Genomic DNA, 20,219 nt, shown 5'->3' on the forward strand with positions numbered 1-20,219 from the left:
GTCGTTTACCGAGGATTGCTCTTCAGCTCGAACGTGCCTCCTCAGAAGACGGCCGTAAGGCGCACGCCTGTCACGTACGTGGTGTCCAGCGAACGGTTGGTCGGTCTCAAGCTGATCCACTACCCGTGTGGCAGCGAGTGGACGTTGAGTCACTTCTGCGACGAGCCTTGAGCCCTCGCCGACCCCGCGCACGATATCTCTCCTCGATGCCGTAGATGTGCGCAGGTGCGCCTCTTCCGAGCTGAACGCCCGCCATCACGGCGTGTTCACACGCATCGCGGTAGGCCCCCGGCGAGGGTGCTCTCGGCGCGGGGTGGGGGATGGGCCGATGTTTGAGGCCGAGGTGTTGGTCATCCGGCGAAGCTGGATGACCAACACCTCGGCCGAGTTCGGCGGGGCCCCCACCCCGCGCCGAGAGCACCCTCGCCGGGGGCCGGTCAGCTCGGAGCCCGCCGCTACCGCACCGCCATCACCACCTCGTGCGCCTCCGTCCTCGCCGGGATCTCCCACCGCTCGCTCATCCGCCGGATCACCGCCTCCGGCACCGCCGCCTCCCGCGCCCGGTTCTGTGCGAACAGCGTCGACGCAGGCACCTCCACGTAAACGACGCGGATCCTCGCCCCGTAGTCGGCCGCCATCTGCAGCACGGGCCCACGCCGCTGCCGCGACAGGTTCGTCGCGTTCCACACGAACCGCTCCCCGCGCCGCAGGTGCTCTTTCGCCCGCTCGCGCGCCGCCTGCACCACCTGCCCCTGCGCGTCGGTCGGATCGATCTCCAGCTCGCTCCGCAGCGCGTCCAGCGAGACGACCGGCCAGTCGGCGAGGTGCTCGCGAACATACGTGTCCTTCCCGGCGCCCGGCAGCCCGCTCATCATGACGACCTCGGCGCGCGTGTCGTCGTACACCTCCACGTCCGGGTGCCGCCCGCTGCCCCGCTCGGAGCGGAAGTACACGAAGCGCGTGTGAGCCGAGGCGAACGAGCGCGGCGCCGTGTAACACCCCTCCTCGCGGCAGAACTCGCGGAAGAGCTCGATGTTGTCGACGACGCGGGCCATGTCCGCGCACACGCGCCCCCGGATGTCGGCCTCGGCCACGAGCGCGAGCAGATCGCAGCGCGCGTGCAGGCTGATCTCGGCGGCCACCCGCTGCGCGTCGTCGCGCTCGATCAGGTAGAACGGGATCTGGTGGTAGCGCACGAGCGCGCACACATGCTCGCGTAGCGCGAACGGCGCGCCGAGCTCCCAGAGCAGGCGGCGCGCGAGGAGCTCCCCCGCGCGCGAGTGGCCCTTCGCCGTGATCCGCCCGTCCTCCTCGCGGGTGGTCGCCGGCTTCGCCACGTCGTGGAGGAGGCACGCGAGGTACACGACGCGCTGCTCCTCGGCCGGCAGCCCCTGCCACTCGGGCAGCCCGAGGAGCGTCTCCAGCACCATGCGGGTGTGGATCCAGACGTTGCCCTCGGCGTGGTGGATCGGGTCCTGCGGGCAAGCCTCGAGCGCGCGGACCCAGTCGAAGACCTGGAGCTCGTTCCAGGGGACACGCGCGGGATCGGGGGTGAGCAGATCGAGGAGCGAGGAGGTGGAGGACATGACGGAGGACCTCTGGCGAGCGCGCGTGAGGGCCGTAGCATGTCCGCGAAGCGACGCCGGTGCTACCCTGTCGCCGCCATGTCCGCCAAATACCCTCGCTCGTTCCACCTGCCGTGGTCCCCTGGCGGGACGTCCGACGACAAGCGGATGGCAGACGTGTCGGGGCTGCTGGGCGTCGAGATCGTCATCACCGAGAAGTGCGACGGGAGCAACCTCACGTACACGCGGGCGAGCGTCTTCTCCCGCTCGCACTCGGGTCCCCCGTCCCACCCGAGCTTCGACCTCGCGAAGGCCACGCACGCGAGCATCGCGCACCTGCTCTCGGAGGGCATGTCGCTCTTCTGCGAGTACTGCTATGCGATCCACTCCATCGAGTACGAGGCGCTCCCGGGGTACTCGCTGGTCTTCGGCGTGCGGGACGACGTGCGGGGCCTCTTCTGGGAGTGGGACATGGTCGTGGCCCAGGCGAACGATCTGGGGCTCCCCACGGTGCCTGTCCTGTTCCGGGGCACCGTCGAGGGCGAGCGCGAGCTCGAGGCGCTGACGACCGCGCTCGCGCGCGAGCCCTCCGCGTTCGGCGGCCCGCGCGAGGGCGTGGTGGTGCGGGCCGCCGGCGAGTTCCCGGACGCGGCGTTCCAGCGGCGGCTCGCCAAGTGGGTGCGGCGCGGGCACGTGCAGACGGACGAGCACTGGATGCACCAGGAGATCCGGCCCCAGCGGCTCGCGCCGGCGCCGGCCTCTGCGTCACCGCCGTGAGGCCAGCGCCGCGAGCCGATCGCAGAGGCCCTCGCGGATCGGGCCGTAGGCCTTGCGGTACTCCTCCCAGTCGAGGCGCTCGTCCGCGACGATCTCGCGCCAGTACGGGGTCGCGGCGCCGTAATCGTGGAGGACGCCGGACTCGGCGATCTGCACGGCGAAGAGCGGCACCCGGAGGGCGTGGAAGAGCTTCTTCTTCGAGGCCTCCGGCTCGTCGTCGAAGCGGGCGCCGGCCTTCTTGAAGTCGGACGCGGAGCGGCTCGCGGCCGACGCGGCGAGCTTCTTCCTGTCGAGCTTGAACGGGAAGGGCGGCCTTCCTTCCTTGAGCCGGTGCTCGGGCGGCAGGAACAGGCACTCGAGCGCGAAGACGCTGTGCTCGGCGATGGCGTCGCGGAAGGTGTCGAGGCCGTGGACGACGACGTTGACGCCCGGCGCGAAGGCGAGGTCCTGCCGCGCGTCGCGCCGCGCGAGGACGGCGACGAAATCCTCGTCCGACGTCGCGGACGCGGTGCCGTACACGCGCGACCCGGCGCGGAACACGCTGTGGACCTCGCCGTCTTTGCGGCCGAGGACGCGGAGCACGGTGGAGAGGCTCATGGCAGCGGCCCCGATCGAGGGACGGCCAGCATCGCGCCGTTCCCATCCCCGCGCAACGGTCGGCGCGCGCTCGACATCGCCGCGCGGTTTGTGGAGCTGGCGGGATGGTCAACCTTCGATCGTCCGCTCGCCGGCACCAGGGGGAGTGTCGTGTCGCCGCCTGTGGTTGCCGAGCAGCTCCGGTGCGCGCGCCGAGCGCGCCGGCTCAGATAGGCCACGATGACGATGTTGAGCACCAGGATGACGATGCGCGTCAGTCGCCATCCATGGCGGACGAGGTCCATGATCTCGAAGGGGACGAGCGAGGCTGTCGCTCCGACGACCCCATTGACATCACGCGTGTCGAGGACGGCAGCTGGCGCGGCGTGTACGGAGTTCGGGCCGTGGCCTGCGACGTCCCGGCCGGCTGCGCGGCCTTGCCTCGCCAGCGCCTGGCCGCTCCGGCGGCAGCCTTGGCCGCCAGCGTGTATAATCATGGTGTTTCGCCGATGATCTCTTGATCAGGGCAGAATCCGCGCGAGGCATTCCTGCAAGTGGGGTACACATGGCCGTCGGGCAGCAGCAAGCGGGTCAGCAAAGCCTGTTCACCGATGATTTTTTCTACTTCATCCTGAGGCTTCGAAAATCTCGTATCCAGTCCGTGGTGGCCCGCGTGCGGCGCATGTATCCAGACGAGTCGCCGGAGCAGCAGGCGCGCCGGCTGATCGCATCGACCAAGGCGATCTCTTTCGCCGCGGGCGGCGTCGTCCATGTGCCCTCCATCCTCCCTGGGTTCGGCATCGTGTACGAAGGCGTGGGGTTCGTCGCCGGCACATCCATCCTTACCAGGATGCACCTTTACCTGGTCCTCGAGATAGCGCTGCTCTTCGGGAAGGACATCGACGAATCCGAGCGCGTCAAGGAGCTCGCGGCCGTGGTGGCGGCTTGTGCCGCCAGCGTCGCCGCGCCGGTGGCCGTCCTCGCGGTGAGCTTGAACCCGGCCTTCGCCGTGGCGACGGGGGCGCTCGCCGCGACGGCCGTCTCCCGGGCGATCGGGGAATCGGCGATCCGCCGCTACCAGCGCTCGACGGCGCCCGAGGCGGCGGTCCCCGCGCCCGCGCAGGGATAGCCGCGTGTGCTGCTGCGATGGCGCGCTCTCGCCGACGTGCACCCACGTGAAGCGCGGGTGCTGCTCGCATCACGGCGGCGTCTGCGCCTGCCCGTGAGCGCACCCGCAGCCGATCGCCGCGGCGCGAACACAGAAGGTGGCCCTCTCCACCCTCCCGGCGGAGCGTGAGCTCACCGGCGGCCGTGACGCTCCTGTGAGCCCGGTGTTTCCTCGACCGTGGTAGCACCGTGCTCGGCGCCGCCTCAGCCGGCGGCGCCTCCGCGCCTCCAGGAGGGTTCATGGCCGCCGCCGACTCGCGCTCCGCTCGCCCCCAGAAGACCGATCACCTGCCCGAGGCCGTCGAACGGCGGGTGGCGGACGCCCTCGCCGCGCTGTCGCTCGAGCAGAAGGTCCGCCTGCTCACGGGCGCCGACTTCTGGAGCACGCACCCCGAGCCCGCGATCGGCCTGCGCCGCATGGTCGTCTCGGATGGCCCGGTCGGCGTGCGCGGCGAGCGCTGGGACGAGCGCGACCCCTCGGTGTGCCTCCCTTCCTCCACCGCCCTCGCGGCCACGTGGGACGAGGCCTTGCTGGAGCGCGTCGGCGCCGCGCTGGCGTCGGAGGCGCGGCGCAAGGGCGTCGACGTCGTCCTGGGGCCGACCGTCAACCTGCACCGCAGCCCGCTCGGCGGCAGGCACTTCGAGTGCTTCTCGGAAGATCCCCTGCTGACCGGCCGGATCGGCGCCGCCTACGTCCGAGGGCTGCAGGCCCACGGCGTCGGCGCCACGCCCAAGCACTACGTCGCCAACGACTCGGAGACCGAGCGGTTCACGGTCGACGTCCGGGTCGACGAGCGCACGCTGCGCGAGCTCTACCTCGCGCCCTTCGAGCGGATGATCACCGGCGCGGGCGCGTGGCTCGTGATGGCCTCGTACAACGCCGTCAACGGGGTGACCCTGACGGAGAGCGCGCTGCTCGCGTCGCCGCTCGAGGACGAGTGGGGCTTCGACGGCGTCGTGGTCTCCGACTGGACCGCGACCCGCTCCACCGAGGCCGCGGCGCGCGCGGCGCTGGACCTCGCCATGCCGGGCCCGGGAGGGACGTGGGGCGCGGCGCTCGTCGCCGCCGTCCGGCGCGGCGCGGTGCCCGAGAAGGCCATCGACGACAAGGTCCGCCGCCTGCTGCGCCTCGCCGCCCGGGTCGGCGCCCTCGAGGGCGTCGCGCCGGCCGCGCCCGCCCCGGCCCCGCTCTCCGGCGCCGAGGCCGGGACGCTCGCCCGCGAGGCCGCCGCGGCCGGCATGGTGCTCGTGCGCAACCAGGGCGACGCGCTCCCGCTCGACGCGGCCAGCCTGCGGCGCGTCGCCGTGATCGGCCCGAGCGCCGCGGCGGGGCGGATCCAGGGCGGCGGCAGCGCCAGCGTCCACCCGCACTACGCGGTCTCGCCGCTGGACGGGCTGCGCGCCGCGCTCGGCCGGCGCGCCGAGGTGCTCCACGCCGTCGGCACCCGCATCCACGAAGGGCTCGTGCCGGTGGCCGGGGACCAGGTCGTCGACCCCGTGAGCGGCCAGCACGGCGTCCACGTGCGGCTCCTCGACGCGGAGGGCGGCGTCCTGCACGAGGAGCACCGCGACGTCGGGCGCCTCACGTTCATCGGGGATCGGCGCGCGAACGAGGCCGCGACGATCGAGGTGACGGCGCGGTTCCGCGCCGCCGGGGCCGGGCTCTACCGGATCGGCGTGGCCGGCGTGGGCGTCTACCGCCTCGCCGCCGGCGGGCAGGTCCTCTTCGACGAGGCGATCTTGCCGGACAAGGACGACATGGCCGCGGCCCTGCTCGCCCCGCCGCAGCGGGCGGCCGAGCTGTCCCTGGCCGCCGGCCAGGAGATCGATCTCGCCCTGACGCACACCGTCCCCGTGGGCACGCTCGCGGTGGCGTTCTCCCTGGGCGCCGAGGTCCCGGCGCCGTCCGACGAGGAGGAGCTGGCGCGCGCCGTGGAGCTCGCGCGCTCCGCCGACGTCGCGATCGTGGTCGTCGGCACCACCGAGGCGATCGAGAGCGAGGGCTTCGACCGGACCACGCTCGGGCTCCCCGGCCGCCAGGACGAGCTGATCAGCGCCGTCGCGGCCGCGAGCCCCCGGACGATCGTGCTGGTGAACTCCGGCGGGCCGGTGACCATGCCCTGGCGCGACGAGGTGGCCGCGGTGCTGCTCACGTGGTTCCCGGGCCAGGAGTTCGGCGCCGCCGTCGCCGACGTGCTGCTCGGCGCCGTGGAGCCCGGCGGCCGCCTGCCCACGACCTGGCCCGCGCGCGCGGAGGACGTGCCCGTGCTCTCGACGAAGCCCGAGAACGGCAAGCTGGTCTATGCCGAGGGCCTGCACATCGGGTACCGAGCCTGGGCGCGCGCCGGCGTCACCCCGGCCTACCCGTTCGGGCACGGTCTGGGCTACACGCGGTGGGAGATCCTCGACGTGGAAGCGCCGAGCGCCGCCGCCGGCGCGGCGGTCGAGGCGCGGGTGCGCGTGCGCAACGTCGGGGCGCGCCGCGGGCGCCACGTGGTCCAGCTCTACCTGTCGCGGCCGGACTCCGAGGTCGAGCGCCCCGCGCTCTGGCTGGCCGGCTTCGCGTCCGTCGAGGCCGAGCCCGATCAGACGGTCGACGTCGCCGTCACCGTCGAGCCGCGGGCCTTCGCGCACTGGGCGGCGGGCCGATGGCAGGTGGAGCCCGGCGTGTACACGCTGCATGCGGGCCATTCGGCCGCCGTCCTGACGAGACGGACCGCGGTGCGCCTGCGCGATTGAGAGCGCAGCTGCGCAGCCCTGGGCGCTGCGCGCGCTCGCTAAGATCGATCCGACCATCCACGGATCGAATCGATGAAGCCGGGAGCGAGGCTTTGCCGAGGATCATGGCGGGCGCCTCGCGCCTCCGCGCAATGCCTTGGTGCAAATTGCCTCAGCGTGACCGGTGCGCGCGGCCGATTCCCCGCCGGAAAGGGGAATCCGTGCTCGTCTTGTCGTCTCGTCCCGAGGGCGCGCGAGCGAGCGTCGAGCTCGCCGGACGCTGCGCGCGCGGCAGGGCGTGGGCTGGGGGTTCGCGCAGGCGCCGGCGGAGGTGAGGAGACGGCTCCTGGTTCGCCGCTTGCTTTCCAGGAGGGCGACCCATGATGGACGAGCACCATGTCCCCGGCCAGAGCGGATGGCTCGCGCTCGCCAGGAGAGGCGATGAGAGCACGGGCGGCGTCTCGTCGAGCGTCCGTGGATCGCAGAGGGAGCGCGCCGTGGGCGAGGTCCTCGCGGGCAAGTACCAGATCGTGGGCCGGCTGGGCGCAGGGGGCATGGGCACGGTGTGGCGTGCGCGCAGCCTTTGGCTCGACGTCGACGTGGCGATCAAGGTGCTCCACGAGGAGCAGCTCGACGCCCACGCCGCCGAGCGGTTGCTCCGGGAGGCGCGCGCGACGGCGAAGCTCGGCCATCCGGCGATCGTGCGCGTGTTCGATTTCGGCGAGACCGACGCGGGCGAGCCGTTCCTGGTGATGGAGCTGCTCGAGGGCACGCCGCTCTCGAGCTGGCTGGAGGCGAGGGGCCGGGTGCCGGCGGAGCAGGCGGTCCAGGTGCTCTTGCCGGTCGCGTGTGCGCTCGCGACGGCCCACGCGCAGCGCATCGTCCATCGCGACATCAAGCCTGCCAACATCCTCATCGTGCCCGACGGCGCGGGCGGCCACGTCCCGAAGGTCGTCGACTTCGGCATCGCCAAGCTCGCCAACGCGCCGAGCCCTGCGATCACGCAGCGAGGGACGATCGTCGGCAGCCCGGAGTACATGTCGCCGGAGCAGGCCGACGGCCAGCTGGACGTCGGGGAGCAGACCGACGTCTGGGCGTTCAGCGTGGTGATGTACGAGATGATCACCGGGCGGCGGCCGTTCAGCGGGGAGACGCTGAGCGCGGTGATCGTGGCGATCTTCAGCAAGGAGCCGGTGCCGACGACGGAGCTCGGCGCCGGCGACGAGGCGCTGTGGGCGATCCTCCGGCGCGGGCTGGCCAAGTCGCCGGCCGATCGATGGCCCAGCATGCGCGCGCTCGGCCGCGCCCTGGCCGCCTGGGCGGTCGAGCGCGGGGTGACGGCGGATGTGGCGGGCACGTCGCTCGCTCACCAGTGGCTCGCGCGAGGGGCCGAGCCGCCGCTCGCGGCGGAGGAGGCGGCGGCTCCGAGCGCCGCGCCTGCGGGCGCGGCCTCCGGGGCGGAGGTGGCGGCGCAGCGCCCGGCCGGCGCGCGGGAGGCGCCGGGCGCGCTGCGGGCACCGGCGGCCACGCCCGTCGCGCGCCGGGGCGGCACCATCAAGATGCCCGAGGCGTGGCGCGGAGCTCGGCTCGGGCTCACGGCCTCGCCGTGGCTCCAGAAGGCGCTCGTGGTCGGGGTCCTCGCCTTCGCCGCGCCTCTGGTGGTCGTCCTGGGGCTGGGCGCGCGGGGTGGGAGCGCGAGCGCGGGCACCGCTCGGCCGGCGGTCGTGGCGGCTGCTCCTGCCGTCGCCCTGGGCGCGTCGGAAGCGCTGCGGAGGACGGCGTCGGCTGCGTCCTCCATCGGCGTCGCGCCCCCGGATGCCGGCGCGCGGCGCGCGGCTGCTTCCGAGGCGGCCGTGAGGGGTGCGGCGGCGGACAGCGCGCCTGCCGAGCGGGACGAGCCGAGCGATCCGCGGGAGGAGCCGGGCGATCCATGGGATGAGCTCTTGCCGGCGCCCGCGGAGCCGCGCGCTCCGGTGGCCGAGCCGCGCGCTCAGCGGGTCGAGCCGCGCGCTCAGCGAGCTGCGTCGCCGCGTCCACGGCCTGTTTCCACGTCCATGCCGCTGCCGGCGGCGCCCGACTTCTGAGGTGTCATGCGCACTCCCGGGGTGAAGCACCGTTCCCTTCGTGGTTCTGGCGATCTGCTGCTCCTCCTGGTCACGCTCGCTGCGGCGGCGCTCGGGCCGGGAGGCTGCTCCGCTCTGATCAGCGAGGAGCTGTCCGACAAGGCCGACGAAACAGAGGGCGCTGGAGGGCTCGACGACCAGGTTGGCGGCGGGCGTGGCGGGGGCGACCTCATCGGGAGCAGCGGCGCGAGCACGAGCAGGACCACCGTGGGCAGCGGTGGCGACGAGAGCGCGACAAGCAGCGGGAGCGCGAGCAGCGGGAGCGGCGCTGGAGCGAGCAGCGGGAGCGGCGCTGGAGCGAGCAGCGGGAGCGGCGCTGGAGCGAGCAGCGGGAGCGGCGCTGGAGCGAGCAGCGGAAGCGGCGCAGGAGCGAGCAGCGGGAGCGGCGCAGGAGCGAGCAGCGGGAGCGGCGCTGGTCCGAGCAGCGGAAGCGGCGCAGGAGCGAGCAGCGGGAGCGGCGCTGGTCCGAGCCATGGGAGCGGCCCTGGCGCGAGCAGCAGTGCAGGCGAGGGCAGCGGAAGCGGCGCTGGTGCGAGCGACGGGAGCGCCGCTGGCGCTAGCGGCGGTAGCGGCCCTGGCGCGAGCAGCAGTGCAGGCGAGGGCAGCGGAGGCGGCGCTGGCGGCAGCGGCGCGGGCGGCGAGGGCAGCGGAGGCGGCGCTGGCGGCAGCGGCGCGGGAGGCGAGGGCGCGAGCGGCTGGAGCGGCGCGGGCGGCGCGGGCGGCGCTGCAGCGAGCAGCGACGCAGACACCGAGACGACCTGCCATGGCCATTACGCCGATTGTGACGGGGACGTGGCGCAACATTGCGAGACCAACCTGTGGAACAACGACGCTCATTGCGGCACCTGTGGCAATCGATGCCCCGCCGGTACGAAGTGCCGGCGAGGAGAGTGCTCATGAGCGCGCGCCCCGCACCGCGCTCCGCGCGCCTCGGCGTCGCGCTCGCCGCGGCCTTGCTCATGGCCGAGGTCCCGCTCCCCGCGTCGGCGCAGGGCGCGGGCGATGTGGAGTCCGCGCGCGTGCTGTTCGTCCAGGGGGCCAAGCTGGCCAAGCAGGGGCGCTGGGAGGAGGCGCGCGCGCTCTACGCCCGATCGTTCCAGATCAAGGCGGCTCCCCTCACGCGCTACAGCCTCGGCGTCGCGCAGAAGGAGACCGGGCACCTCGTCGCGGCGCTCGCCAGCTTTCGCGCGTTCCTGGCCGAGCCGCCGACGCCGGCGACCTCTCCCTACGTCGGGCCGGCGCGCGAGGCGGTCGCAGCGCTCGAAGGGCGCATCGGCCGGGCGACGATCGCCGTCAGGCCCGCCGAGATCGGCGGGCTGGCGCTGACCATGGACGGGAGGCCGCTGAGCGCGGTCCCTGGTCAGGTCATCGAGCTGGACCCGGGCGCTCACGAGATCGCGGCGAGCGCTCCGGGGTTCCGCGCTGCGGTCGCCCGGTTCAGCGTCGGCGCGGGCAGCTCGGTCGAGGTCCCGATCGCCCTGGCGCGAGCCACGACCGAGACGAGGCGAGCCTCGGCTGCCGGGGGCGCTCTGCCTCCCGTGGCAGGCGCTGTCGATGCATCCTCTCGCCGGACGCTCCCGCTCGTCGTCCTGGGCGCGGGCGGCGCGCTCTTCGCCGGCGGAGCCATCCTCGGGCTCTCGGGCCTGAAACAGGCAGGCGACGCGCGCTCGAGCACGGGCGCGGACGCGGGCGCCGCGCGGGCCAAGGGGATCGCCGGCGACGTCCTCGGCGTGGCCGGCGTCGCGACCGTGGGCGTCGGGCTCTACCTGCTGCTGAAGGAGCCCGCGCCGAGCACGACCAAGGCGGGCTCCGTGACGCCGTGGCTGAGCGCGTCCGGCGCGGGCATCGAGGTGCGGCTCTGACGCCGCGCGGCCCGCGCCGAACCCACCGCCGGCGGCGAGCGCCCGACGCCAGGACGCGGGGCAAAGAAAGACGGAAAAGAGAGGCGGCGAGGGGTATTCCCGGCGGAAGCGCGGACATGGTACTGCGCGCCCATGCGCTCGCTCGTGACGGTGCTGTCCCTGGCCGCGCTCCTGGCCGCGGGCGCACCCGCCTCGGCCAAAGGCGACGGGACCAGCTCGCCCCCTGCGGCCGCGCCCACGGCGAGCGCTCCTCCTGCGGCAGCGCCCATGGCGAGCGCGCCCGCGTCCCCGCAGGACCCGGCGGCGGCCCGCTGGTGTGCGCCGGAGCTCGCGTCGCTGCCCGGCGAGGTGTGCGCCTTCCTGCCGGCCAGGGAGGCGCCTGGCCCCCGGGTGCTCGTGATCTTCCTGCACGGCGTCGTCCACCCCGATTCCGGGTGGCAGTGGGCGCAGCAGCGGGGCGCGGCGCGGGCCGGCGCCCGGCACGGGGCCGCGGTGATCATGCCGCGCGGCCGGCGCGGGATCGGTCCGAAGACCATGGAAGACTGGTGGTGCTGGCCCACCGCCTCCGCCGCGCAGACGGCCCACGAGGACGCCCTGCTCGCCGAGTGGGACGCGGCGCGCGCGGAGCTCGAGCGGCGCGCGGGCGCGCGCTTCGAGCGGGTGCTCGTGTTCGGCTTCTCGAACGGGGCGTACTACGCGACGTCGCTGGCGATGCGCGGGCGGCTGCCGGTCGACGGCTACGCGGCGTTCGCGGGCGGATCGGGCGCGCGCTACCTGCAGCGGGCGGGCGCGCAGACGAAGCTGCGCGCGCCGGTCTTCGTCGGCTGGGGCGGGAAGGACCCGGCGCACAAGGACCAGGTGGCGCTCGCGAAGATGCTCCGCAGGCTGAAGTGGCCATCGAGGTCGCTCGGCAAGCCGCGCGCCGGGCACGCGATGACCGACGAGCAGGTCGACGAGGCGTTCGCGTTCCTGACCGGCAGGCGAGGCGGCGACAAGGCGCCCGGCAGAGGGCGAGGAGCGCGGACGCGCTGACGACCGCGCTCTCCCCCGATTTCCTCGAGCGCGAGGCGGTCAGCCGCCGCCTCTCGACCTGGTCGCCGTGGCCGACGGGGGCGCCGGAGCGTCGCCGGCCGGCACCTGGAGCATCGCGTAGTCGATCGTGGTCTCGTTGCGGAGCACGGTGAGCACCACCATGTCGCCGGGCACGCGGGCGCGCAGGTCGTCCTCGAGGCCTGCCAGCGAGTGGACCGGCCGCCCGTCGACCGCGAGGATGACGTCGCCCGGCTCCAGGAGCGGGGACGTGAAGCTGCGGATATCCATGCTCGCGATCCTCGCGCCCTCCCCGGTGGTCGGCTGGATGGTGAGCAGCCAGGGCGCCGGGACGGAGGTGGCTGTCGGCGCGCGGCTCGACCGGTCGTCGCGCTTCTCTGGCCTTGCGGTCGCCGCCGGGCTCGCCGGCGCGCCGGCGTGTTGCTGCGTGTCCTCGGCGCGCTGCTGCGAGGCCTCGACGCGCGGGCAGTCGCCGCGGCACGCGCCGACCGCCAGCGGGACGAGCGGGGTGAGCACCCCTGAGAGGCGTCGAGCCCACCCGTACGCGCCGCGCGCACGGAGGGGCTGATCCCGCTGTTGACTGCCATGCATGGCCCCGGCGTCCTCCGCGCGTTCGCCGCGCGTCCTCACGCATCCTCACGCGTGCTCGCGTCGCTCGCGTCACTCACGTCGCTCACGTCGCTCACGTCGCTCACGTCGGGAGGTGCAAGATCCCAACCACCGATTCCCTGCCGCTGTCCGGGCCGTTGTTCGGCGCGCCGCGCAGACCCGGGCGAGGCGGGCGCGGAGAGCGTTCTTCTCTCTCTCTCGCTGCGCCCTCGCAATTCCGTCTCTCGCGAGCCCGAGCGGCGTCCTCGGGCCTTGAAATCACCGGAAAGCAGGGAGGGTGTCCGTCCCCCGGCGCGCCGTGCTCACGGGCTGGCGGGCCGTGGCGCCGCGCCGAAGTGCGCGGGGAACACCCGCTCGAGGAACTCGTTGCGCAGGAGCCCGTCGGGATCGACGAGCCGCTTCAGGCGGACGAACTCCGGGAGCGCGTGCGCGTACATCGCCTGGAGGTGCTCCGCTGTCGCGTGGACGTTCTTCACCAGGTAGACGCGGCCGCCGAGCTCGAGCGCGCGCGCGCTGAGCTCGCTGAGGCGGAGGCCGATCCGGTGGGCGCTCTCCTCCTCCGAGGCCTCGAACGCGAGCGTCACGGCGAACCCGTCGGTCCCGTGGTTCGCCGAGAGGAGGAACTGGTCGCCCTGGATGTGGAGCACGTCGAGCAGGAGCGGCGGTATGCCGTCTCGGGTCGCGATCTCATCCACCTTGCCCAGGAAATCGACGAGCCGGCGCAGGCTGTCCTCCTGGGCGCCCGGGTCGTAGGGGATCATGAACGCTTGCTGCACCGTGAGCATGGGCATCCCGAGGGTCTGCGCGATGCGCTTCGCGCGGACGTTGCCGTCCATGAAGAACAGGTAGCCCATGAGCTCATCGACGTACGGGCGTGAGACATCGAAGAAGAAGCGGTCGATGAGCGTCCAGAGGCCCCGGCTCACCACGGAGGCGCGCATCAGCCACTCGATCGGGACGCGGAGAACGTGCCGGGGGCGATGGATCAGCAGCGGGCGGAGCTCGTGCGAGGTCCCCGGGACGTACCGCGACCGGAGGACCATGCTCCTGCTCCCCTCCAGGGTGTGGAAGGCGATGGAGAAGAGCGCCTCCGGGATCCACCCGTCCTCGTCTGCGGTGCCTCCCTCGGCGTGCGGGAGCTGCTCCGCGCGCGGCAGGAGCGCCGTCGCGAGCTCCTCGAGCGAGGCGCAGCGCGTCGCCTGGGTGACGACCCGGATCGGCGTCCCTGCCGGGGCGACGCGCGCGACGCGGTAGGTGACATCGATCACCGCGCCGAGGTAGCCGAGCCCGCCGATCACCGCGTGGAACAGCGCGCTCGTCGCCTCATCGCGGCTGAGGGAGAGCAGCTGTCCGTCGAGGCAGAGGAGGGAGAGCCGCTCGACGTAGTGTCCCTCTTTGCTGGCGATGCCCGAGAAGCGCGAGAGACAGTCCCCCGAGACCGTGCCTCCCGCGGTGGCGTGGCTCGTCGAGACGACCGTGTAGGGCACGAAGCCGCGGGCGGCGAGCGCGCGGGCGATGGCTCCCCAGGTCGCGCCGGCGCCCACGGTCATCCGCGCTCCCTGCGTGTCGATCTCGATGGATCGAAAGTGGTGCATCGAGATCACGATGTCGTCGTTCAGCGCCTGGCTGTCGAACGACTGGCCTCCGGCGCGGAACGTGATCCTGCGCCCTGTCCGCTTCGCCATGCGGAACAGCACCCTCAGCTCCTCGACCGACGCCGGGAAGTACACGTCTCCGCACGATCGGTGCAGCCCGCTGTACCCCTGGAGCGAGAAGAGCGGTCTCCGTCGGATCTCGTCGAGCCGTGGCGCGAGCGGCGCCCCCCCCGCGTACGCGAGCCCGGCGCCCCCGCCTTCCTCTTCGCGAGGGGAGCTCGAGGGCGCCCTGCCGATGAATCGAGCGACCACGTTCAACCCGGCGACCGGTGGAGTTGAACCCCGCCCGTCGTCCCAGCCCGATCGAGAGCAGCGCGCATCCCACCAGCTTCGCTCCAGGTGGCTTGGCGGGCCAAATTAGCCGCCATCGTCGCGCGGCGGCTGTGCGCTGCCTCGACCGCGAAACGCGTCGCTCTAGAAGCCGCGCAGCTCCACGTGGATATTTCGCCGGTGCGCGGACTGCTGGAAGCGCCGGATCAGCTCCGCGACGTCGTGGTCGATGTACGACACCCCCTGGGCGTCCACGACCACGTGCGTGTCGCTCGGCAGCCGCTCGAGCAGCGTGACGAGGTTGCCCTGGGTGAAGAAGTAGGCCGCCTTGTTGAACCGGATGGTCACGCGAGCCCCCTCGTGGATCACGTCGAAGACGCGGGACATCTGGGTCCTCAGCACGAAGAGGACGCCGACCGCGAGGCCGATGGCGATGCCCTTCAGGAGATCGGTCAGCACGATGGCCACGATCGTCACCACGAACGGGATGAAGTGGTTCCAGCCGAGCTGGCGCATCTCGGCGAAGATCTTGGGCTTCGCCAGCTTGTAGCCGGTCACGAGCAGGATCGTCGCGAGGCACGCGAGCGGGATGCGCGAGAGCAGCCCCGCCGCGAAGACCACCGCGAGCAGCAGGAGCGCGCCGTGCGCGAAGGCGGAGACCCGCGTCCGCGCGCCGGCGTTCGTATTGGCGCTGCTGCGGACGATGACCGACGTGACAGGGAGACCGCCGGCGAACCCGGAGAGCACGTTGGCGAGGCCCTGCGCGACGAGCTCCCGGTTCGGCGGCGACTTGCGGTGCCACGGATCGATCCGATCCACGGCCTCCAGGTTGAGCAGCGTCTCGAGGCTGGCCACGATCGCGAGCGTCACGCCCAGCACCCACACCTCGGGCCGCAGGATCGCCGACCAGTCGGGGAACTGGAGCGCGCTGACCAGGTCGCCCGTGGGCAGCGTCACGAGGTGCCTCTGCTCGAGGGCGAGCGACGGGATCGCCGCCTTGAACAGCTCGTTGCCGAGCGTCGCGACGAGCACGGCGATGAGGGGCGCGGGGAGCCAGGAGATCTTCGCGAAGCGCGATTTCTCCCACCCGACCAGGATGGCGAGGCAGACGGCGCTGATGAGGAACGCGCCCCACTCGATGGCCTGCGCCGCCTGGCCGATGATCGTGAAGGTGTTGCCGCCGTCGGCCTTGAACGACTCGGAGGCGAAGTTGTCCTTGTCGAAGCCGACCGCGTGGGGGACCTGCTTCAGGATGAGCAGGACGCCGATGGCCGCGAGCATCCCCTTGATGACCGAGGAGGGGAAGAAATGGCTGATGGCGCCGGCCCTCAGCACGCCGAGCCCGAGCTGAAGGACGCCGCCGATCACCACCGCCATCGCGAAGGCCTGGAAGCTCTGCAGGCTGGCGATGCCCGCCAGCACGATGGCGGCGAGCCCCGCCGCCGGGCCGCTCACGCTGAGCTGAGAGCGGCTCACGAGCGGGATGACGAGCCCGCCCACGATGCCGGCCACGATGCCGGAGAGGAGCGGGGCCCCCGACGCGAGCGCGATGCCCAGGCAGAGCGGCAGGGCGACGAGGAAGACGACGAGGCCGGCGGGGATGTCGTACTTGAGGTTCGCGGTGAGGCGCGGGTCGAGCGGCGGCGCGCCCTCCGCGGGCGGCGACTCCGGGCTCGCACCCGGGCTCTCGGAGCTAAGCGTCACGGCGCCGGCGGGATTCACCCCGGCGCCTGCATGGATGGGATTCGGAAGCTGCATCGGACGGGCCCTCTCGATTCGAGTTAAGACGTGGATCGGCGACGAACAGGCGCTCAGACGGCCCGGCGGTAGACCGCCGACTCCGGCAGCGCCGATGGGGGCACAGCGTCACCGATCGGCCCGAACTGGCCGGTCGAAGCCTCGAATTGAAAGACCTGTCCGGTCTCGATCTTGAAGACCCAGGCGTAAAGAGAGAGATCGCCGCGCGCGAGCCGCGCGCGGATCGTCGGGTGCGTCCGGAGGTTCTCGAGCTGGGCGAGCACGTTCTCCTCCACCGTGATCGTCAGCCGATCCTCCCCCTCGATGTGCGGGTAGTTCTCCTGCACCAGGCGGCGCGTCAGCTCCGCGTGCTGGAGCCACCCTTTGACCGCCGGCAGCTCGTCGAGGCCCCCGAGATCGAGCAGCCCGCGCATCGCGCCGCAGTGCGTGTGGCCGCAGACGATGATGTGCTTGATCCCTAGGTGCGCGACCGCGAACTCGATCGCGGCGGACTCGCTGCCGTTGCTGGCGCCGTACGGCGGCACGATGTTGCCGACGTTGCGCACGATGAAGACGTCACCCGGCTGGGTCTGCGTGATGAGGTTCGGATTGATCCGGCTGTCCGAGCACGTGATGAACAGCGCCTCGGGCCGCTGACCCCTCGCCAGATTGCGAAAGAGGTCTTGATGTGTGGCGCACACCTCGGCATGGAACTTGTGCAATCCGTCCGCGAGCTTCTGCATGGAATAAACCCTCTCGTTGACCGCGCCGATACGGCGCGGCGATCGTCATGAACACCTCCACTTCCAGCGACTCCGAGCCGGACCGCGAGCGGCCACGGCCACGGAGCTAGCCTGTCAGTTCAGGAAACGTGGTGGAGGATGACGGAGGGGAGGGTGGGGGACGGGGGACGGGACGCGGACAGGCCGGAGGTCGGCGACGAGAACGGCGCGCGGCGGCGCCGCGCCGCCGCGCGGCGCCGGTCGCGAGGCGATCGAACGATGCGCCCCGTCGCGGAGCTGCGGCTGCAAGGCCTCGAGGCCCCCCACGTCGTTCTCGCTGGCCCCGGTACGAAACGATCCCGAAACATCGGAGTTGCCGGCTTCGATGATGCTGAGATTCGCCCGTCCCAGCGCAGCGGGGGCGAGGATCAGCACGAAGAGCAGCGCGATCCGAGGGAAAAATGACCGGAGAGCCAGCATCGTTCGAGGAGTGAGAGGCTGTCGGCCGCGGGAACCAGGGAAGCGCCCTGTCTATTCCCTAACCTGGCAGCGGTCTCGGTTCGTCGCAAGACACAACGAGGTGCAGACCGTGTGTGGCAGAATGTCCCGATCTGGGACGGACGTCTCGCGCCTGAGCCAGCACGGCGCCACGTCCAGATACCCGTACCAGCGACAGAATTCAACCTGCTGTCAATGCCGTCGCGATGGCGTCGCGGAAGCCGCGCATCTCGTGCTCACTCGCATATTTATAACGAGGCCAGAAGAAGCCCTTGAGACCGTCCCTCTGACGGCGCGGGACCACGTGGATGTGCACGTGGGGGACGCTCTGACTGACGCGGTTGTTGATGGCGACGAAGGAACCATCCGCCGAGCATGCGGACTCGACAGCGCGCGCGAGGCGCTGCGCGGCCGCGAAGAGCGGACCGACGAGCGACGCCGGAACGTCGGTGAGCACCTGATGATGGGCGCGCGGGATGAGCAGGCAGTGGCCGGGGAAGAGCGGGTGGTGATCCAGGAACGCCATGACCTCCGGCTCGTCGAGCACGACGTGGGCCGGCGTTTCGCCCCGGGCGATGCTGCAGAACACGCAGGGGCGGGGCGGCATGGCGGGCCTCGTCCTCTTCGATGCCGCGCCACCTTCCTGGCGTCAATGCCGGGGGCGCGCCCGCGGCCACGCGGGCGGCGCGCGGCCCCGGCCACGCCGGGAGCGCGCGTCCACAGCGGAGCGCGGCTGCGCAGGGGGGCGCGCGATCAGTGGCTGGCGAGGAGGTCGTCAATCGATCCGTGCGCGGCAGGCTCGCGCGTCCAGTAATCGAGGAGAAGGCCGCCGGCCGTCATCCACGCCCGGTCGAAGCGGCCGTCCTGCGACGTGACGCGCACGACGTGGTCGCCGCCGTGGAAGGCCCAGTGGCGGCCCGTGTGGTCGAAATGATCGATGAGCGCGCCCTGCCGCGTCTTGACGTGGAGCGCGTCGGAGGGATCGCCCCACGAGGTGTCGATGATGAGCTCGTAGACCTGCCAGATGTTGCCGGACGGGAGCACTCCCCAGTCCACCTGGACCCCGGAGTCGTTCGGGAGCCCGAAGACGAAGCAGCGGGGCATGCGCCGCGCCGCGTGCCAGAGATCGCCGTTGCGGCTCGGCTCGTGGTGGAGCGTGACCAGCGTGTCGCGCGCGAGGCCGAACGCGTCGTTGTCGCCAGGGCTGTCCCACACCCGGCGGAAGAGGTGCTGGCAGAGCTGGTCGGCCCCGGCGGAGAACCCGACGGTGAGCAGGCCCCGCTGCCGGCGCTCGTGCAGGAGGCGCCCGAACTTGCCGGGCTCTCCGTCGAACATCGCGCCGAGCTGCTTGTAACGCCAGAGCCCCGTCGTGCTGTAGCCGCCGCCGAGGATCACCACCTCGGACGACGCGAGGTAGCGCCAGAGGACGTCGACGTCCTCCCTGCGCAGGTCGCTGCTCCAGTAGAACGGCACGTGCTCGAGGCCGAAGCGCTCGTAGAACCGGAAGAACCAGCTGAAGTTGCCGTACGCGAACTCCTGCCGCTCGCGCTCGTTGCCGTCGCGGGGCGCCTCGGACATCGGCAGGAACAGGATGCGCTTGTTGTCCCGCCCCGAGAGCGCCCGCTGCGCGATGTAGTGGTCGTGGATGAAGTTGCAGCGGTTATGGGAGCTGTAGAGCAGCGCGGTTCCTCTCATCAGGGCGCGCATCTGAGCCGCTCGCCGCGCCGCGCGTCAAGGGGCCGCGCTCGGCGGGCGGGCTCGGCGACGCGGCGCCGCGACGCCCTGGACGATCGGGCGCCGCCCCTCGATGAAGCACGGTCACGGCCGCCCGCCTGCCCGGCGAGCGTCAGCCGCGCCGCACCTGCTGCATCTTGCGAGGGATGGCGCCCGAGCGCATCAGCATCTCGAACGCCTCCTTCTCGAGCATCGGGTGGACGCCGCGCGGCGGGACGCCCATGGGGCTCTTCTTCTTCGTGACGAAGCCGCTCAGGTACTGCGGGTTGAGCGCGCTCAGGCTCCGCAGCGTGGTCTTCATCTGCTTCGTGTTGTTCGCCCACGCGTACGCGAACGCGCGCGAGCGGAGCAGCTGCGGCTTCAGCTCGGCGAACGCCTCGTCGCTCGGATCGAAGGTCTCGAGCAGCTCGACCGCCTTCCCGGCCTGGCCGGTCCGGGCCCACGCCTCGCCGACGATGGCGGCCATCATGGCGCGGATCCTCGGCTCCTTGTGGCGGGTCATGTCGATCTTGTCGACGAGCGCCCGCGCCTCGTCCGTCTCGCTCAGGATGAGGTGGATCATGCCGCGCTGGGCGCGCGCCTCGTCGGCCATCGGTGCCATCACCTTGTCGAGGTTGATGGTCTCCAGCGTCCGGAGCGCGGCCCGCGGGTCCTCCTGCATCTGGAGCTGCGCCTTCGCGAACGTCGCGGCCGCGTCGTCCTTCTTGAACTCCGTGTCGAGCTTGGCGATCGCGTCCTTGCGGGCCTCGGCGGAGTCGGCGGTCTGCACGATCTGCGCGACGGCGCGCGTCCGGGTCGCGAAGCGCAGCGCCCACACGATGACGCCGCCGACGATGACCGTCAGGACGCCGGCGACCGCCTTCGGCCAGACCCCCGGGATGGCCAGGGCGATGGCCCAGACGATGAGCGCCGGGATGCCGACGCGGATGGCGAGCGAGCGCGGGTTCAGCTGGGAGAGCGGGTCGGCGGGGGGCTTTCCGCTGCGGAGGGCGGCGATGGCCTGCTCGCGTTGCTGCTTGGGGCTCTGCTTCTTCGGGGTGGGTTTGCCGGGGGTCTTCATCGAGGTCGTGGAGCTGATTTCCTGCGCGGGGCGCGGGGTCTCATAGCCGGCTTGCGGGGGAGCGGCCAGCGGAGGCGGACGGACGGACCGATCGGC

Annotated in this window: 17 protein-coding genes; 7 read left to right on the forward strand and 10 right to left on the reverse strand. The window is 72.3% G+C overall.

Going from position 1 to position 20,219, the window contains the following annotated elements:
• Positions 1–455: 455 nt before the first annotated feature.
• Positions 456–1,586 carry an AAA family ATPase gene (locus ACSRUE_RS14065; protein WP_441291427.1) on the reverse strand — a complete coding sequence of 377 codons (1,131 nt, stop codon included), beginning with the start codon at positions 1,584–1,586 and terminating at the stop codon, positions 456–458.
• Between the two features lie 147 nt (positions 1,587–1,733).
• Here ACSRUE_RS14065 and ACSRUE_RS14070 point away from each other — a divergent pair, with 147 nt between their 5' ends.
• On the forward strand, positions 1,734–2,342 hold the full coding sequence (locus ACSRUE_RS14070; RefSeq protein ID WP_441291428.1) for an RNA ligase family protein: 609 nt from the start codon (positions 1,734–1,736) through the stop codon (positions 2,340–2,342).
• Here the strand turns inward: ACSRUE_RS14070 and ACSRUE_RS14075 are convergent.
• Both ACSRUE_RS14075 and ACSRUE_RS14080 read right to left on the reverse strand, forming a co-directional pair.
• Complete coding sequence (locus ACSRUE_RS14075; protein ID WP_441291429.1) at positions 2,331–2,939, reverse strand: hypothetical protein; 609 nt, start codon at positions 2,937–2,939, stop codon at positions 2,331–2,333. The genes ACSRUE_RS14070 and ACSRUE_RS14075 overlap by 12 nt on opposite strands.
• A complete protein-coding gene (locus tag ACSRUE_RS14080; RefSeq protein WP_441291430.1) occupies positions 2,936–3,223 on the reverse strand; it encodes a hypothetical protein in 288 nt (95 codons plus the stop codon). The genes ACSRUE_RS14075 and ACSRUE_RS14080 overlap by 4 nt, the downstream gene beginning before the upstream one ends.
• A gap of 260 nt (positions 3,224–3,483) precedes the next feature.
• Between ACSRUE_RS14080 and ACSRUE_RS14085 the strand changes: the two genes are divergently transcribed.
• From ACSRUE_RS14085 to ACSRUE_RS14110, 6 genes are all read left to right on the forward strand, one after another.
• A complete protein-coding gene (locus ACSRUE_RS14085) occupies positions 3,484–4,047 on the forward strand; it encodes a hypothetical protein (protein ID WP_441291431.1) in 564 nt (187 codons plus the stop codon).
• Positions 4,048–4,325: 278 nt separating this feature from the next.
• Positions 4,326–6,824: a beta-glucosidase family protein gene (locus tag ACSRUE_RS14090; protein ID WP_441291432.1), complete on the forward strand. Its 2,499-nt coding sequence runs from the start codon at positions 4,326–4,328 to the stop codon at positions 6,822–6,824.
• A 359-nt stretch (positions 6,825–7,183) separates the two neighbouring features.
• A complete protein-coding gene (locus ACSRUE_RS14095) occupies positions 7,184–8,887 on the forward strand; it encodes a protein kinase domain-containing protein (protein ID WP_441291433.1) in 1,704 nt (567 codons plus the stop codon).
• Positions 8,888–8,893: 6 nt separating this feature from the next.
• On the forward strand, positions 8,894–9,826 hold the full coding sequence (locus ACSRUE_RS14100) for a hypothetical protein (protein ID WP_441291434.1): 933 nt from the start codon (positions 8,894–8,896) through the stop codon (positions 9,824–9,826).
• Positions 9,823–10,788: a hypothetical protein gene (locus tag ACSRUE_RS14105; RefSeq protein WP_441291435.1), complete on the forward strand. Its 966-nt coding sequence runs from the start codon at positions 9,823–9,825 to the stop codon at positions 10,786–10,788. Before ACSRUE_RS14100 ends, ACSRUE_RS14105 begins: the two co-directional genes overlap by 4 nt.
• Before the next feature lie 132 nt (positions 10,789–10,920).
• Complete coding sequence (locus ACSRUE_RS14110) at positions 10,921–11,820, forward strand: alpha/beta hydrolase (RefSeq protein ID WP_441291436.1); 900 nt, start codon at positions 10,921–10,923, stop codon at positions 11,818–11,820.
• A gap of 39 nt (positions 11,821–11,859) precedes the next feature.
• Here the strand turns inward: ACSRUE_RS14110 and ACSRUE_RS14115 are convergent, their stop codons facing one another.
• From ACSRUE_RS14115 to ACSRUE_RS14145, 7 genes are all read right to left on the reverse strand, one after another.
• Positions 11,860–12,429 carry a PDZ domain-containing protein gene (locus tag ACSRUE_RS14115; protein ID WP_441291437.1) on the reverse strand — a complete coding sequence of 190 codons (570 nt, stop codon included), beginning with the start codon at positions 12,427–12,429 and terminating at the stop codon, positions 11,860–11,862.
• A gap of 320 nt (positions 12,430–12,749) precedes the next feature.
• Complete coding sequence (locus ACSRUE_RS14120) at positions 12,750–14,354, reverse strand: FAD-binding oxidoreductase (protein WP_441291438.1); 1,605 nt, start codon at positions 14,352–14,354, stop codon at positions 12,750–12,752.
• Positions 14,355–14,516: 162 nt separating this feature from the next.
• Positions 14,517–16,076 carry a SulP family inorganic anion transporter gene (locus tag ACSRUE_RS14125; RefSeq protein WP_441291439.1) on the reverse strand — a complete coding sequence of 520 codons (1,560 nt, stop codon included), beginning with the start codon at positions 16,074–16,076 and terminating at the stop codon, positions 14,517–14,519.
• Positions 16,077–16,183: 107 nt separating this feature from the next.
• Positions 16,184–16,852 (reverse strand): carbonic anhydrase, encoded by a 669-nt coding sequence (locus ACSRUE_RS14130; protein ID WP_437764679.1) that lies wholly within the window; start codon positions 16,850–16,852, stop codon positions 16,184–16,186.
• 658 nt (positions 16,853–17,510) lie between these two features.
• Positions 17,511–17,936 carry an HIT family protein gene (locus tag ACSRUE_RS14135; RefSeq protein ID WP_441291440.1) on the reverse strand — a complete coding sequence of 142 codons (426 nt, stop codon included), beginning with the start codon at positions 17,934–17,936 and terminating at the stop codon, positions 17,511–17,513.
• Positions 17,937–18,082: 146 nt separating this feature from the next.
• Positions 18,083–19,024, reverse strand: a complete 942-nt coding sequence (locus ACSRUE_RS14140; protein ID WP_437764681.1) for a hypothetical protein — start codon at positions 19,022–19,024, stop codon at positions 18,083–18,085.
• A gap of 151 nt (positions 19,025–19,175) precedes the next feature.
• Entirely contained in the window at positions 19,176–20,123 is a 948-nt protein-coding gene (locus tag ACSRUE_RS14145) for a hypothetical protein (protein WP_441291441.1), read from the reverse strand.
• Between the last annotated feature and the right edge of the window lie 96 nt (positions 20,124–20,219).

The sequence above is a fragment of the Sorangium sp. KYC3313 genome (assembly GCF_052075895.1).
Taxonomy (GTDB): domain Bacteria; phylum Myxococcota_A; class Polyangia; order Polyangiales; family Polyangiaceae; genus Sorangium; species Sorangium cellulosum_B.